The sequence below is a fragment of the Terriglobales bacterium genome, from assembly GCA_035567895.1.
Taxonomy (GTDB): domain Bacteria; phylum Acidobacteriota; class Terriglobia; order Terriglobales; family Acidobacteriaceae; genus Gp1-AA112.
Genome location: DATMPC010000058.1, coordinates 346,308 through 362,617, shown reverse-complemented (window position 1 = coordinate 362,617; position 16,310 = coordinate 346,308). Strand labels below are relative to the sequence as shown.

The 16,310-nt window shown below is 54.3% G+C and carries 9 protein-coding genes; 4 read left to right on the top strand and 5 right to left on the bottom strand.

What is annotated here, in order from left to right:
• Nucleotides 1-10 precede the first annotated feature (10 nt).
• On the top strand, nt 11-1,618 hold the full coding sequence (locus VNX88_12540; protein ID HWY69489.1) for a M28 family metallopeptidase: 1,608 nt from the start codon (nt 11-13) through the stop codon (nt 1,616-1,618).
• 277 nt (nt 1,619-1,895) lie between these two features.
• Here the strand turns inward: VNX88_12540 and VNX88_12535 are convergent, their stop codons facing one another.
• The 5 genes from VNX88_12535 to VNX88_12515 form a co-directional block, all read right to left on the bottom strand.
• Nucleotides 1,896-2,360, bottom strand: a complete 465-nt coding sequence (locus tag VNX88_12535) for a DinB family protein (GenBank protein ID HWY69488.1) — start codon at nt 2,358-2,360, stop codon at nt 1,896-1,898.
• 81 nt (nt 2,361-2,441) lie between these two features.
• The gene (locus VNX88_12530; protein HWY69487.1) at nt 2,442-3,170 is read right to left on the bottom strand and encodes a lipid-binding SYLF domain-containing protein; all 729 of its coding nucleotides are present in this window, start codon (nt 3,168-3,170) and stop codon (nt 2,442-2,444) included.
• Nucleotides 3,171-3,329: 159 nt separating this feature from the next.
• Nucleotides 3,330-4,880: a glucose-6-phosphate dehydrogenase gene (gene zwf / locus VNX88_12525; protein HWY69486.1), complete on the bottom strand. Its 1,551-nt coding sequence runs from the start codon at nt 4,878-4,880 to the stop codon at nt 3,330-3,332.
• 33 nt (nt 4,881-4,913) lie between these two features.
• Nucleotides 4,914-5,861, bottom strand: coding sequence for a hypothetical protein (locus tag VNX88_12520; GenBank protein HWY69485.1), 948 nt, complete (start codon nt 5,859-5,861; stop codon nt 4,914-4,916).
• A gap of 97 nt (nt 5,862-5,958) precedes the next feature.
• Nucleotides 5,959-7,437, bottom strand: a complete 1,479-nt coding sequence (locus VNX88_12515; GenBank protein ID HWY69484.1) for an efflux transporter outer membrane subunit — start codon at nt 7,435-7,437, stop codon at nt 5,959-5,961.
• 185 nt (nt 7,438-7,622) lie between these two features.
• Here VNX88_12515 and VNX88_12510 point away from each other — a divergent pair, with 185 nt between their 5' ends.
• The 3 genes from VNX88_12510 to VNX88_12500 all read left to right on the top strand — a co-directional run bounded on the left by VNX88_12510 (nt 7,623) and on the right by VNX88_12500 (nt 16,242).
• Entirely contained in the window at nt 7,623-8,810 is a 1,188-nt protein-coding gene (locus VNX88_12510) for a DUF5666 domain-containing protein (protein ID HWY69483.1), read from the top strand.
• A complete protein-coding gene (locus tag VNX88_12505; protein HWY69482.1) occupies nt 8,807-11,752 on the top strand; it encodes a carboxypeptidase regulatory-like domain-containing protein in 2,946 nt (981 codons plus the stop codon). Before VNX88_12510 ends, VNX88_12505 begins: the two co-directional genes overlap by 4 nt.
• 674 nt (nt 11,753-12,426) lie before the next feature.
• Nucleotides 12,427-16,242: a TonB-dependent receptor gene (locus tag VNX88_12500; protein HWY69481.1), complete on the top strand. Its 3,816-nt coding sequence runs from the start codon at nt 12,427-12,429 to the stop codon at nt 16,240-16,242.
• Nucleotides 16,243-16,310: the final 68 nt, after the last annotated feature.

The following is a 16,310-nucleotide window of genomic DNA, read 5'->3' as shown; positions in this document are numbered from 1 at the left end:
AGGAGAAGCCATGCGTAGAGTTGCTGTTGTTTTGCTCGGAGCTGCCACACTACTGGCCCAGGATGTACCCAATCCGCCAAAGGAATTTGACGGCAAGAGTTGGTGGGATCACGTAAAGGTCCTGGCCGACGACAACATGGAGGGCCGCGAGACCGGCAGCGCAGGGCTGAGACGGGCGGAGGCCTACGTGGTCGATCAGCTTAAGCAATCCGGCGTTGAGCCTGCGGGTGAGACCGGGTACTACCAGCCGGTGAAGCTGACTTCACGCGAGATTGATGAGAAGAACTCCAGCATGGCATTGGTGAAAGATGGCAAAGCCGAGCCGTTGACTCTGGGGGAGGACGCGTTTTTCTCGACACGCGCCGAACTTGCTCCACAGGTGGAAGCGCCGCTTGTGTTTGTCGGCTATGGATTGAAGGTCCCGGAACAGAACTACGACGATCTCGCCGGCGTCGACTTAAAAGGGAAAATCGCTGTCATCTTTGCCGGAATCCCTTCGAACATACCTGGGCCTCTGGGGTCGCACTATCAAACGGCTGCGGAGCGCTGGAAAGCGTTGAAGGCAGCAGGCGCAATTGGTGCGTTCAATATTCCTAATCCCGCATCGATGGACATTCCATGGTCCCGCATGAGTTTGTCGCGAACTCACCCGAGCATGGACTTGGTTGGGGCGGAGTTCAACGAAACTGCAGGCCAAAAGATCGGTGGCGTCATTAACCCTGCGCACGCCGACAGGTTTTTTGCTGCTTCGGGACACACCTTTCAGGAGATCCTGGACGCCAGTAAGGATCGCAAACAGCTTCCGCGCTTCCCGTTGAACATTTCTCTGCGTGCTCGCACGAAGACCTCGACGCATCCAGTAGAGTCGGCGAATCTCGTCGGCAAGCTGACCGGCTCGGATCCAAGTCTCAAAAATGAATACGTGGTGCTCTCAGCACACGTCGATCACATCGGCATAGGCGAGCCGATCAATGGAGACAAACTCTACAACGGCGCCATGGACAACGCCTCCGGAGATGCCGTGTTGCTCGACGTTGCGGCTGCTCTCAGGAGCGCGTCGGAGAAACCAAAACGGTCGCTGCTCTTTGTCTTTGTCACAGGCGAGGAAAAAGGCTTGCTGGGTTCGAAGTACTTCACGGCGCATCCAACGGTTCCCGCGAAGTCGATGGTAGCCAACATCAATATCGACATGTTCCTGCCGCTGTATCCAATGAAGGCAGTGACGGTCTATGGGCTCAAGGAATCCGATCTCGGAGACGCTCTCCGCCGAGTAGCCGGGAAAGATGGAATCGAAGTAGAGGACGATCCTGAGCCGCAGCGCAACAGTTTCATTCGCAGCGACCAATACAACTTCATTCGTCACGGAATTCCTGCGCTCACGATGAAAGTGGGATATAAGCCAGGATCTCCCGAAGACAAGACGTTCCATGACTGGTTACACCAGCGCTATCACGCTCCTTCGGATGATCTGAATCAACCGGTTGATCAGGGAGCGGCAGGGAAGTACGAGCAAGTGATCAGCCAGCTCATGCTGACCATCGCCGACGACAGTAAACGGCCAGAATGGAAGCAGGAGAGCTTCTTCCGTCGCTATGCGCAGACAAGCGGTGGAGAGTGAAGCTTCGTAGTGGGTCAAGTTGAGAAGTGATCCACTTCGAAATCCCAACAAGTTTTTTGAAACCGTTATCCCTCACGCGGCTTTGCGCGGGGGATCCGCTTCTTGTGCTTAGTAAGAGACAGCAGATCCCTCACTCCGCGTTGAAATCTATTGACGATATAAGCAGTCTTGCTGCGGAGTGAGGGATAACAGTGCCTGGAGGTGGGCCCAATTGAACTGAACAAGGAGTCTCAATGAGCGTCATTCTCGAAACAAACCTACTGCCGAAGCTTCGAATTCACTGACCCTCCCGTAACCGAAACAGGATCGCGTAGAGATGGTGGGCTTCATGGAGCAAGAAGAACTCCAACCACAGGGAAACATCCATCTCGCCCAAAACGGGATGAATTCCAGTTCTCGCAAGGTGCGCATCTGAGAGAGATCCTACTTTGCTCAACACTTCTCTCCGCAGTTGTCGAATTCGAGCGAGTAGAAGGTCTACTGGTAGAGACGACCATGATGGCCATTGCTCGTCATCCTCTGCGCGATAGCGCCCGAACTGCGGCCGGTCTTCGCGCAGAATTTTGCCCAGGCGTTCCAGAAACACTTCGTGGTAGCGGCCAAGGTGCGCGAGGTTCTCCCGCGCCGACCATTTCCCTGAAGCGGGCTCGCGATCCCATTCTTCAGCTGTCTTGTTCGCAACCAAGCCGTCAATAGAGGCAAGCTGGTCACGCAGACGTATTGCCGTAAGTTGGCTGAGCATGGTCGTCTAGATGTTCAGGAATCCATTTTCGCACCAAAAAGAAAGACCTCGCCGGAGCGAGGTCTTGTTTGAACAATCCGATTATTTGCTGGCGCGGGCTTCAGCGAAGTCGCGATGTACTTCGGCAACGAACTCGCGAGCCTCTGGTGGCGTGCGAACCTGGCCGGTCAAAATCTGATTGAATGGAACCGCTTTGCCGTAGAGATCAGTAGTGGTCTTGTCATCCTGCTTCACCGATGCTCCGTTGATGTCGATACCGGCAAACAACCCTTTGGACCGAGAATAGGTCAGGATTTCGCTGTCGAGTTTCCAGTTGGTGCTGGCAGCAGCCGTACGGCCAACCGGACCAGCCGCAGCGCTGGCGTCGGCGCCAATCTTGAACTTGCTGGAAAGCAGTTGCTGCGTACCCTTATCGTTCATTACAAGCATCAACAAGTCGGTAGACTTGCCGCCGAGCTGGACACCAATACTTCCACCGCCCAGGAACACCGGAGCTGGTGCGCTCCAGGCCTCGGTATTGTTCGACAAACGGCACGTGGCAAACCCACGACCGTAATTTCCGCCGATTCCAAATGCGGCTTTCTTCTCATTCGGAATGGCGATAACGCACTTGGCCTTGCTCAACAAGTCGGACGGAACTCCCTGGTCAGGGGCGGCGAAGATCTCCTTCATCATCGTCGTAGCATCCTGCAGCCTATCGGCAACCGCCGGATGATTTGCTTCCAGCTTGCTCTTCGAAGTGTCGTCACTCTGGGCAAAGCTGACAACGCCGAATGCAAGCAGTAACAGTGTCAAAAACAGACTTTTCATGGGTACTCTCCCTATCCCCTTCAGTAGGCCCTCATTCAGAGCTTTGTGTGTATGGATGAAGAGAGTCTTGGCGGCGTTGTGTGCGTGTTATCTGTTTTGGTAAAACCAGCAGCTCTCCCGCGCTCTCGCGAGACTAGGATTGATCCAGCAAATCGCTCTTCAGGCGAGCGGATCCAGACTGCGCCAACTCCAGCCGTTACGGGCGATCAACAAGTCGACAGCCTCGGGACCGGCGCTTCCGGCTGGATAGTTCGGGAAGTTTGGCAGCGGCAGCTCTGCCCATGCATCTTCGATGGGCGTAATCAGACGCCATTCAGCTTCCGCTTCATCGCGGCGCGTGAAGAGCGTCGCATCTCCCCGCATGGCATCAAGCAGCAAGGTTTCATAAGCTACTGGACTTTTAGTGCCAAACGCCTCGCGATAGCGGAAATTTAGCTGGACGTTAGCAGTGTGCATCTCCGTACCGGGCCGCTTAGCCGCGAAGTCCACAGAGATACCTTCGTTTGGCTGGATTCGAAAGGCAATTACGTTGCGCTCGAGCTCGTTGTCACTCTCATGGGCAAACAATGTCTGAGGAGTCCGTTTGAAGTGAACAGCGATTTCTGTGAGGTTGCGAGAGAGCCTCTTGCCGGTCCTCACAAAAAACGGAACTCCGGCCCAGCGCCAATTGTCGATAAAGAATTGCACCGCGCCAAAAGTCTCTGTTTTCGAATCGGGAGCGACTCCCGGTTCCTGTCGGTAGCCAGGAACAGCCTTGCCACCGATTTGCCCCGGGCCGTACTGTCCGCGGACAGTACGTTCGGCAACTTCCTCAACCGTCATCGGCTTGATTGCGCTCAGAACCTCGACCTTCTTTCCGCGTACGGAACTCGCATCGAAGGCCAGCGGCGGTTCCATTGCCGTGAGGCTCAGCAACTGAAGCATGTGGTTGGCGACCATGTCGCGCAATGCCCCGGTTTCCTCGTAAAAGCCGGCTCGCTGCTCTACGCCGAGGGTCTCGGCGGCGGTGATCTCGACGTAATCTATGTAATTGCGATTCCAGATCGGCTCAAATAGCAGGTTCCCAAAGCGAAACACCAGAATGTTCTGTACGGTTTCTTTGCCGAGATAGTGGTCGATACGATAAACGTCTTCTTCGTTAAAGACAGAAAGGAGCGCCTGATTCAATTCGCGTGCCGAAGCGAGGTCGTGACCAAAGGGTTTTTCGACGACAATCCGCGTCCAGCCCTTTTCGTTGCGATTTAGTCTGGCCGCTGCAAGTCCGTTAATGATCTCTTCAAACAATGATGTGGGAGTGGCCAGATAAAAGAGCAGGTTAGGACTGCACCCCGAGCGTCGCATGTCCGCAACATATTGTGCCAGGCGCGTATAAGATTGGGAGTCGTTCGTGTCGGCGGCGAAATACCGGATCCGTTTAGCGAAATCGCGCCAACCTTCAGCAGTAAAGTTGCGGGCGTCTTTCGAATGCGCTGCCGCTTCCTCCAGGCTGCTGCGAAAGTCCTCGTCGGAGAGAGGCTTCCTGCCGACACCGACAATGTCAAAGTGCGGTGACATGCATCCGACGCAGGCAAGGTCGTAAAGCGCCGGAATCAGCTTGCGGCGGGTGAGATCTCCGGTCGCGCCGAAGATCACCAGGATGCAGGAGTCCGCTTTGGGCAGGGCTGGAGTCGCGTAAGTGGTGGTGGGTCGGGCTTCGACGATCATTGCCATTTTTATTCCTAGCCTCCATGCGTCGTTGAGTGATTACGAGCCGGTGGGAACATAAACTTGTCGCTGCGTTACCAGTTCCGCATTCGGGACTTCAGTGCTCAGCTTAATCCTTTCGAAGCCCGATTTCTTTCCTGGTTGGGCTTCAAAGGTAAGCAGAAACTGGTGTGAGATTCGCTCTGTAAGATCCGTGAAGTACGGTCTGAATGACGGAGGAGCGTCGTTGCCGAGATAGTAAGCCTCCCCGCCCGTGGCATCCGCCAGTTCGGAGAGGAAGTTCTGCCCCCAATTGATCCTAAATGGAGAGTGACCAAAGTGTCCGCCTCCTCGAGCGTACAGCGCACTCACTACTACACCGCCGCGTTGCGCTTCCTCGATTGCAGAGTTGAGATAAGGATCATCTAGGCCGACTCCATCCCAGAAGCGATCGATTCCGTCAGTGATCATTACTACTTCGCGTGCGCTATTTGTCTGGGGCCATCTCTTCAGTAGATCCTGCAGGGCAAAATATGGGCTCGCTGAACCGCCACCATCCCCAATGGTCAGCCTCAAAGCCTTGGCTGCTCGTGCATGATCGTTCGTTGGATTCTGCGTAATCATCGCGGTTCCGTTTCGCATGTAACCAACACCGACTAGGACAGTTGCGGGTTGGGCATTGATGAATTCGCGGATGTCGTTGAGCTTTGTACCGGTCTCGGTGGAAGAGAGCGAATCATCGATGAGAACGAAGACTTGCACTCCGACTTCCGGAGCCTCAACGGGCTGCCACGCGAGGACCTTATCGTGCTGCTTTCCTTGAGTGACGACTACATCCTCGGCGCGAACAGTAGGAACTTCCTTGCCGTGCCGCGGCTCCACACTGACCACGACCTTGGTTGGAACTCCCGGAAAAGCGGGCTCCTGCGGGAAAGCGAGAAGGGAGGGTGAAAAAGGTGAAATGAGAGCTATAACGCCAAGCGCTCTCAAAAGCTGGTGGAGCTTCATGTGCATTCTCCTGCACATTAGATTCGTCTCAAGAACTAACGATTCGGGTCCGAGCGGCTTCGCCGCTCAATGTCCGCCAAAATGCGATTGCTCGACGTCACTGCTGGACAACCGATTTAGCCGTCGGGCGAACTAGAAGCGCGTCGATTTCTTTGCGATCCCAACCCCCGCCCAGTGCCTTTACCAGGAAGACCGATGTGACCAGTCGCTGTCCTTGGATTTGGGTGGCAAGACGTTGGTTGGTAAGCAGCGTTTGCTGCGCCGTAATTACGTCGAGATAGGTGACCAATCCGCCGACGTAACGATCATTTGCAATGTTGAGAAAACGCTGCGAATCGTCTACGGCTTTTTGCTGCGCGGAAGCGGCGTCGGCTAGGGTTGTGAGTCCGGACAATCCATCTTCAACTTGTTGGAATGCGCTCAACACTGTGTTGCGATAAGTCGCGACAGATCCCTGATATCCAGCCTTTGCGAAATCTACCTGCGCGTGGATCCGGCCGCCATTCAGGATGGGTTCTACCGCCGACACTCCCAATGACCAGAACGTGCTCGGCGCACCAAAGAGGTTGGTGATATCGGAGCTGTTTAGTCCTCCACCGCCGAATAGGAAGATTGATGGGTAGAACGCGCTCTGGGCGACTCCAATAAGAGCGTTTTGCGATGCCATCTGACGTTCTGCAGTCGCGATGTCGGGCCGGCGCTCGAGTACATCCGTTGGAACACCAAGAGGTATGGCAGGTATTTGCGCATTGAGAGTCGCGGGCGCAAGACGGAACGTTGGGGCGGGAGCGCCAATCAGCGTTGCGATCGCGTGTTCGAACGTCACTCTCTGTTCTTTCAGCAGATGCAGTTGGGCGCGAGCGGCATCAAGCACGGTCTCCTGCTGTGCGACGTCGAGTCCGGAGGCCACGCCGCCCGCGTGTCGATTGTTCACGAGCACGAGCCCCTTTTCGTAGTAGGAGATAGACTCCTGCACGTCACCGATTTCAGCGTCGAGTTCCCGGAGCGTGAAATAGTCCGCGGCTAAATCGGAGGTGATAAGCAGCCGAACGTTCTCAAGATCGGCGGCCGTTGCCTGATACTGCGCATTGGCTGCTTCAACGTTTCGACGAACGCGGCCAAACAGATCTACTTCATAGTTCAACTGAAATGGGATTTGGTAGACGTTCTGCGTGATCGCAGTCGTGGGTGCAATCGTCGAAACGGCGGCACGATTTGCAGAACTTCGTTGTCGCTGTGCGTTGGCTCCTCCTGACAGCGAAGGGAAGTAGCCTGCAACTTGGACACGAGCCAGGTCTCGCGCCTGCTCGACTCGTGAGATAGCAAGTTGAATGGATTGATTCGCATCAAGAGCTTTCTCTTCCAGTGTGTCAAGCGCTGGATCCTGGTAGAGCTTCCACCAAGCGCCTTTGGGAATCCCATCTCTAGGTTCCGCGGCGCGCCACGGTTCTTCCGCTGACCAGCTTGGCGGAGTAGAGACGCTCGCCCGTTGATACTTTGGTCCAGCGGCACAGCCGACAAGGATCGACACGAGCAAGACCACAACAACACCATTCATCTTTTGGAAGCGCAACATGAACCCTCGTCTCAGATGTAATTTCAATACGCAGAATAGTCGATATGGCTGACTTCGCGCATTCGATCTATTACAAATCTTTACGTGCTGCGGCGCTCATCAAGCAACGAGTTGCTCGTCTTGATAGCTGATAATAATGAAGCGCCGATGTGTCTTTGCGATAGCACGATTCGCTTTGAGGAAATTTGAACATTACTGTCAAATTGATGATTTCCTGTGCTCGCTCGATTCTTCTGCTTCTCACTTTTTCTTTGCTCCCGAGTCTGACGGCGGCACAACAGCCCGCCTCGAGTTCGAACGCAGCCAAGGCTATCGGCACAGTTGCAGCAATCAACGGCAAAGTAATCTCGCTAAAGACCGATACGGGAACGGAAACAGCAGTGGCAGTGTCGGATTCAACTCGAATTGTAAAGACCGCTCCTGGACAGAAAGATCTGAAAGACGCCACGCCAATCTCTCTTCAGGATGTGCAGGTTGGAGACCGTGTGCTGGCGCGTGGGACACCGTCGGAGGCGACAGGCTCAATTGCAGCGACGTCGCTGATCGTGATGAAACAGAGCGATGTTGCCAATCGCCAGCAGCAGGATATCCAGGAATGGCAGAGGCGAGGTGCAGGGGGAATTGTTCGCGGTGTCGATACGACAGCCGGGACAATTACTGTCTCGACCAGTCCTAGCCAAACCATCGCTATACACACGACGGACAACACTCTTTTTCTGCGCTACCCTCCGGATTCGGTGAAGTTCGGCGATGCAAAGAAGAGTTCATTTAGCGAAATCAAAGTTGGCGACCAGATTCGAGCTCGGGGTAACAGAAGTAGTGATGGTCAGTTGGTCAATGCCGACGCAGTGATCTCGGGTACATTTAGAAACATTGCAGGTACTGTGAGTTCGGTTGACAACTCCGCTGGAACCATCACCGTGATGGATTTGATTCAGAAGCGGGCCGCGGTGGTGAAAGTGACTCCAGAAACGCAGATGCGCAAGATTCCTCCCGAGGTCGCCCAAAGGATCGCGATGTTCCTGAAACGGCCCGCTGGAGCGGGAAACAATGCGGAGCAGGCACAGAGCACTGCAGCAGGAGCGGGCGGGGAACAACAAACACGGCCCGGTGGAGGACCGGGGAGGCCGGGCGGTGGGCCAGACTTTCAGCAGATCATTCGTCGCATGCCGGCTGCCTCGCTTACCGATCTTCAGAAGGGCGATGCTGTCATGATTGTGACAACAGACGCTGCCTCCGGTCAGCAAGTTACCGCTCTCACTCTCCTAAGCGGAGTTGAGCCGATCCTCACTGCCGCTCCCACCGAAACCAGTGCCGCCAATCTACTTTCAGGATGGAGTATGGGAAGCGGCGCCGAAGGCGGAAATCAGTGAACGACAGTTCTCATACTTCTTATTTAGGCGAAGACTACGTGACTCTTGGCTTGTTCCGATTGCGATCCATTTCTCTATCTCTCTTTTCTCTTCTCACGATCCTGACTTTTTCTTCAGCAGCACTTGGCCAAGGCGGCGTTCTGCGCGGGAAAGTGACCGACCCTAGTGGCGCCGTCATCCCCAATGCAGTCATTACGGCGAAGTCAGCGAGCGGGCAGGAAACCAGCGCCACTTCGGGTGGCGACGGGCAATATCAAATCAAAGGCCTGACCGCCGGGCAGTACGCCGTCTCAGCTGCCGCCCAAGGCTTCGCTCCGTTTTCCAAGGCGTCAGTATCTGTGGTTGAAGGGCATCCGGCATCGCTCGATATTCCCCTTGAGATCGAAGTGGTAAAGCAGAACCTCGACGTGCAATCGGAGGGAAACAATGTCGACACAAGTCCCACCAACAACTCGAATACTGTTGTTTTGAGAGACAAGGATTTGGACGCATTGTCCGACGATCCTGACGAGCTGCAATCGGAACTTCAGGCACTCGCTGGTCCCTCTGCGGGCCCCAATGGCGGACAGATGTACATCGACGGATTCACCGGTGGACAACTTCCACCGAAGTCGTCGATTCGCGAAATTCGCATCAACTCGAACCCGTTTTCTGCGCAATATGACAAGCTTGGTTTTGGGCGCGTTGAGATTTTTACCAAACCGGGAACGGACAAATATCACGGGCAACTACAGTTCAACGAAAATAATTCAATTTTCAACTCGCGAAACCCGTTTACTTCAAACATTCCTGACCCGCCGGACTACCACACCGAGATGTACGAGGGTAATTTCGGGGGACCTCTGGGTAAGAAGGCTTCTTTCTTCCTGAATGCGCAGCGGCGCAACATCGGCGACGTGTCAGTTGTGAGTCCTCAGTGCGGTAGTTTCGTTTTGCCGGAATGTGCTCAGCAGACTGTACCGAATCCGCGCACGCGAACCGAGGCCGGCCCCCGCCTTGATTACCAGCTCACGAATACAAACACCCTTACTGCCCGATATGAATATGAGGGAGCGCACGAAGAGAACGATGGCATCGGCCAGGTTAGCCCCAGCCGGATTAATCTGCCCTCGCTCGGCTACAACCTCGACAGCTCCGAGCATAGCCTGCAAATCAGCGACACCCAGGTGCTGAGCACGAAGGTCGTGAATGAGACTCGATTTCAGTATCAACGCATTCACAGCGACCAGACGCCAGTAAGCACGGCCGCCGAGCTTTCCATTCCGGGTTTCTTCGCAAGCGGAGGCAACAGCTCGGGGCACGTAGTTAACGACGAAAATCATTACGAGCTTCAGAACTACACGTCGATATTGTCCGGCAATCATTCGATGAAGTTCGGCGGCCGACTGCGTATATCGCAGGCCTCCAATCAGCTCGCGCAGAATTTCAATGGAACATTCAACTATCCATCACTCGCAGCATTTGCAGCCGGCCGAGCGAATCAGTTTTCCATTGCAGCGGGGCAGCCTTTAATCTCGGACACTTTTGTAGATGTCGGAGTCTATGCAGAGGACGACTGGAAGGCTCGGCCGAACCTGACGTTTAGCTATGGTCTGCGCTACGAGACGCAAAATGCGATTCATGACTACACAGACTTCGCTCCGCGACTGGGCGTCGCGCTTGGAGTAGGGAAAAAGGGCTCGACACCAAAGACAGTGGTACGTGCTGGGTTTGGCATGTTTTATGACCGCTTCCCGCAAAGCCTCGTTTTGCAGGCGACTCGTTTGAATGGAACGAATCAGCAGTCATTCATCGTGCAGAATCCGGCATTTGGACCTGACAGCATTCCACCGTCTTTCGATGGGTTTGTGGGCGGGTCGCCGACGGTGTATCGCATCGACTCGAATTTGCGCGCGCCATATGTGATGCAGACTGCGGTTGGCGTAGAGCATCAGCTCACCAAGGCTACGAAGCTTTCACTCACCTATCTAAACGCGCGTGGACTGCATCAGCTCTTTACCAACAATATCAATGCGCCATTTCCTGGAACGTTCCCAGCAAATCCAGTTTGTCCGCTGGGTTGTGCAACCGGCAACATCTACGAGTACCAATCCGAGGGGATCTTCAAGCAGAACCAGCTCATTACCAACCTCAATATGCGTTACGGGCCGAATCTGTCGATCTTCGCCTTCTACTCGTTGAGCTTTGCCAACAGCGATACTGGCGGATCTGGAAGCTTCCCGACGAATCCCTACAACCCAAGCGCCGATTACGGGCGCGCTGCATTCGACGTGCGGAACCGTCTCTTCATCGGAGGCTCAGTTACTGCTCCCTTCGGATTCCGGCTGAGCCCGTTTATCATCGCGAACTCCGGCCAGCCCTACAACATCACGATTCCTGAAGACCTGCTCGGCACCTCAATCTTCAACGCCCGGCCCGGATTCGCAGCCGCATCACCCCAATGCGGCACTTTCTCTACGATCAATCCGCTCTGCTTTTTCATTCCACTGCCAGGGCAAGCGTACAGCCCAATCCCGATCAATTTGGGAGAGGGACCGGCAAACGTCTCCGTAAATCTGCGTGTAAGCAAAACCATCGGCTTAGGTGAGCGACTTGAAAGCGTCGGCAATGCCGGAGGAAATCGCGGAGGTCGTGGCGGAGGCGGTGGAGGCGGCGGTCGCGACCGCGGAGGCTTCGGCGGTTTCGGAGGTCCTGGAGGGGGCATGGGTGGTATATTCGGCGGAGGTTCGAGCGGGCATCGCTACAACCTTACTTTCAGCGTCCAAGCTCGTAATCTTTTCAACCATCAAAATCTCGCCCCGCCGGTTGGAATACTCAGTCGCCAAGCATTCGTTCCGAACGCCACTACCAACTTTGGCGAATCGATGTCATTGGCGAACGGACCATTCAACACGCAGGCAGCCAACCGCCGGATCGATTTGCAGGTCCAGTTTTCGTTCTAGGAAGTCAAAGAACAGGAAAAATAACAGGGCCTTTTTCGAATTCGATCTCAAAATCGTTGAATTCTGCCCAAAATTTACAAATTTCGTTCAAAACCAGGGAGTTAACAGGGAATTCTGTGGATTTCTCCGCAAGCCACTATTGACAAAGCACTTCCGTTGTTTTCGCTCGGGATTCAGAAAATTAACAAGGAACTAGCAGGGACTTGCCTCCTTGATGGAGTGACCCCCGAACGTGAGACAGAAGAAAAGTTTTCTATTGCCTTCCCTCGAGCCAAGCCTTCCCACTTCCTCGATGATGAGTGCTGGCGGAAGGCATTTCAACTCCTTGGTCGTCCCCGACGCCAGTTCATAAGCTATTTCTATCGCTTCCATAGCATTTAATACCTGAATTTCCTCTCTTTATCCCTTGATAACGTCTGCCTTCCTGTTCTATTCTTCGCGGCCACAGAGCTGAGCTGCTCCGATTTTTGGGCGGTAATCAGCCGGCAGTCGTGACCAAATTCTTCGAGTCAGGTTTCGTCAACTGACTCATTGGGCGGAGAGAATTTTCAGTGAAGAGGGTTTCCCAAAACCCCGCGTTCTTTTTGTGTCCGCCCGGGCGCAGTTTCTCGTTTGTTTCAGCCTGCATTTACTGCCGTGAACATTTCCACACTTCGATTCGGAGGCGAAAATCCATGAAAGCTCAGTTGACCAGAGCTCTTGTATTACTTGGGGTGTTGCTATCCTGCGTGGGCATCAGCGTAGCTCAGACAGGCACTGGTGCAGTCCGCGGCACAGTCACAGATCCCCAAGGACGCGTCGTACCCAGCGCGATGGTCACTTTGACCAGCACAGCCACGAACATCGTCCGCACGCAAAAGACGGGGCCCGTCGGCAACTTTTCGTTCGACCTTATTCCTCCCGGCGACTACAAGCTTGAGGTAGAAGCTCCCGGGTTCCAGAAGTCGGTGTTGGAGAGCATTCACGCTTTGGTGGCTACCCCGTCGGACCTCAACGTAGTCTTACGAGTCGGATCGACAACGCAGACGGTAGAAGTGATCGCCGAAAATGCGGCAGTGCAGGTCAACACCCAAGATTCAAGCCTGGGCAACACGATCGTAAGCGAGCAAATTACGCAGCTTCCTATGGAAGCACGCAATGTGCTGTCGTTGCTAAGCCTCCAACCCGGCGTAACCAAGGACGGTTATGTTGCCGGCGGGCGCATGGATCAGGCAAATGTCACGCTCGACGGGGTGGACATTAATGACGCCCAGACCAATCAGGCAGGACCTGACACTCTGAACTCCAGCACACCTGCCAGTCCGATTGCAGGACCGGTTTTACGACTGAACGCGGATGCTATAGAAGAGTTTCGGCTTTCGACTGTATCGTCGAATGCATCCGGCGGGAAATCCTCCGGAGCCCAGGTCCAACTCGTCAGCAAGAGCGGCGCCGACCGCTTCAGGGGAGTTCTCTCGGAATTTCATCGAAACACAATTTTCGAGGCCAATGACTGGTTTAACAATCACAACGGACTGCCGAGGCCCGCTCTAATTCGAAACACTTTCGGACCTTCCGTTGGCGGACCAATCATCAAGGGTAAGTTTTTCTTCTTTTACAGCTATGAGGGACGACGGGATGCAAGTCAAAGTCCCGGAACTCCGAGCACCATCCCGCTGCCTTCGCTCGGTCAGGGAATCGTGAAGTTTAAGGATTCGAACGGCAATCTCCAGCAGATTAACGCTACCGACATTGCGAACATCTTTCCGGACACCGGTGGAGTCAATCCTGCTGCAGTAACGGCACTGGCGCAGGGAGCACAGATTCCAGCAAACAGCAATTCCGTAGGTGATTTATTGAATACGGCTGGAAACGTATTCAATTCCCCGGCACCAGTTCATCTCAATTCCCATTCGCTAAGGCTGGACTACACGCTGAATCAAAGCCAGCAGCTGTATGTCCGTACGAATGTGATCTACGACCACATTCAACAAGCCGCAAGATTTCCAAACGAAAAAGCACCCACAACCTGGAGTCACCCCTGGGGTCTCGCCGTTGGACACACTTGGACTATCAATAGCAATGTCGTCAACAACTTCCACTACGGAATGACGCGGCAGGCGTTTACCAAGGGTGGAGATACGTCGGGCAACTTAGGGTATTTCCGGCTGGTGTATCAACCGACCAACCTTACTTATGACAGTAGCCGCACGACACCTGTGAACAACTTCGTGGACGACGTCTCGTGGATCAAGGGCCGTCATACTTTTGAATTCGGCGCCAACATCCTGACCATCAGCAACGGGAGCGTCAATTTCAGCAACTCGTTTGATACGGCTACTACGAATCCCTCAGGCTATAAGACGAACCTGTTGATCAACGCGATCAATCAGTACCTGACGGAGACTCGTGGATACACGGTTTCTTCCGCTTACAAGAGCTCGGTAGAGAATGCTGTCACCGCTCTGCTTGGCCGCTACACTCAGTACACAGCTAACTTCTTGTTTAATCGCGACGGATCACTCCTGAATTCAGGCGCTCCGACTAGGCGCAACTTTGCAACTCAAGGCTATGAAGGGTACTTCCAGGACCGTTGGAAGGTGAATCAGAACCTTACCCTTTCCGCCGGCCTGCGTTACAGTCTGTGGCGTCCTGTGTATGAGAAGAACGGATTCGAAGTACAACCAACCATTCCTCTCGGACAAATCTTCCAGAATCGCGTAAACGCCATGAATGCCGGCAGCGCGTACCTGCAAGACATCATCATCAACAAATCAGGCCCCGCCAATGGCGGCCCACCGCTCTACAACTGGGATAAGACAGTGTTTCTGCCTCGGCTCGGCCTTGCCTGGTCACCAAACCCCGGCGAAGGATTCTGGTCGAAGATTTTCGGCAAGAATCATGCCAGCGTAATACGTGGCGGATTTGCGATGCTGCCCGACTCCTTCGGTGAATCGATCGCAACATTCTTCGACACGCGCAACACTCTGGGCTTCTCGTCGAAGACAACGATTCCTGTGAACACCTATAACGTCGGCTGCGGCCATTACGTGGTCGTCGGCAATGGCTTACCTTCCTGCACCTCAGCACCTGGGCCACAGTTCACTTCTTTCAATCAGGATGTACGTTCGCTGCCGAAAATCACCGTTCCTGCGAACTTGACCTTCCCGTTGCAGCAGACGGAGCAGGCATTCCCGACGAGGATTGAGTCGTCCCTGAACTCGCAGCTGCAAACACCTAAGAATTACAAAGTAAGTTTGACATTTGAGCGCGAAATGCCTAAGGGAGGAGTTCTATCACTCTCCTATGTCGGAACTTTTGCTCGTGATCTGCTGGCGCAGAAAGACATCGCAACGCCTGCAGACTTGCGAGATCCGAAGAGCGGTATGGACTTCTACACGGCTGCGACCATTCTCGAGAAGGCTCGCCAGGCTGGAGTGCCGTTCAGCCAGGTGGGAACTCCCGGCGGCGCCGTCCCGGTCATCCCCTACTTCGAGAACCTGTTTCCCGTTGCGGGCATGAATGCAAACTTGTGCTCCTCGAGCAAACCCTGCGTTTCCTCGACCCAGGCTGTATATCAAGATGCTCTCATCAATACCAACGACTGGACGACGACGATGCTCGATATGGAGAACCTTTCGAACATTGGCCCGCACGCGTTCTTCCAGCCACAGTATGGAGCCTTGACTACGTGGTCGACCTTCGCATACTCGAACTATCATGGTCTGGCCGCCTCGTATCGTCAGCGTTTGCGCGACCTAACTGTTGATTTCAATTACACATTTTCGCATTCGCTCGACAACGCTTCGGGCTTGCAGGCGTATGGCGCCTATAGTGGGTCGGCGCTCATCCTGAACCCGTTCCGTCCGCAGGATAACTACACGGCTTCCGATTTCGATAGCCGCCACATAATCAACGTCAACTCGGTGTGGCAACTGCCCTTTGGAAATGGCAAGTTGTTGGGCAGCGATGCTCACGGGTTTGTCGAGCAGCTCATCGGAGGGTGGCAATTCTCCAACGTCTTCCGCTTCAACACAGGCACTCCATTTGGCGCTCCGTACGATGCGGCAGAATGGTCAACAAACTGGGAAGTGCAGAGCTATACCAGCCTCAGAGGTCCAGTACCAAACAACGGCTGCAGCACGCGGTTGGTCGCAAAGCCGCAGTATTTCGGAGCTTGCGAGCCAACAGCCTTCCTGAATTTCCGAAACTCCTATCCCGGAGAGACTGGATTGCGGAACTACTTCCGGTATCCGCATTACATCAATCTCGATTTGGGAATTGGCAAGATCTGGACCATGCCTTACAACGAGAATCACAAGTTGCAGTTCCGTTGGGAAGTATTCAACTTGACCAACACGCAGCAGTTCCAGGGAATTAACTTTAGCCGCAGCGGCTACGGAATCACTCCTGGATCCACTGCTCCTTCTCCGGACTTCAGCAACTGGACAGCCATGGTCCCGAACTCATACCGGGTCATGCAGGCCGGGTTGCGCTACACTTTCAACTAGTACTCACAACAAGACGGCCTTCAATTTGAAGGCCGTCTTTCCTTCTCCTTCTTGTATTTCTTTAAGAT

Bases quoted from the DNA above. Each gene is read 5' to 3' on its own strand.
- VNX88_12500 (HWY69481.1), top strand. From the start codon at position 12,427: ATGAAAGCTCAGTTGACCAGAGCTCTTGTATTACTTGGGGTGTTGCTA.
- VNX88_12520 (HWY69485.1), bottom strand. From the start codon at position 5,861: ATGAAGCTCCACCAGCTTTTGAGAGCGCTTGGCGTTATAGCTCTCATT.
- VNX88_12540 (HWY69489.1), top strand. From the start codon at position 11: ATGCGTAGAGTTGCTGTTGTTTTGCTCGGAGCTGCCACACTACTGGCC.
- VNX88_12515 (HWY69484.1), bottom strand. From the start codon at position 7,437: ATGTTGCGCTTCCAAAAGATGAATGGTGTTGTTGTGGTCTTGCTCGTG.
- VNX88_12535 (HWY69488.1), bottom strand. From the start codon at position 2,360: ATGCTCAGCCAACTTACGGCAATACGTCTGCGTGACCAGCTTGCCTCT.
- VNX88_12530 (HWY69487.1), bottom strand. From the start codon at position 3,170: ATGAAAAGTCTGTTTTTGACACTGTTACTGCTTGCATTCGGCGTTGTC.
- zwf (HWY69486.1), bottom strand. From the start codon at position 4,880: ATGGCAATGATCGTCGAAGCCCGACCCACCACCACTTACGCGACTCCA.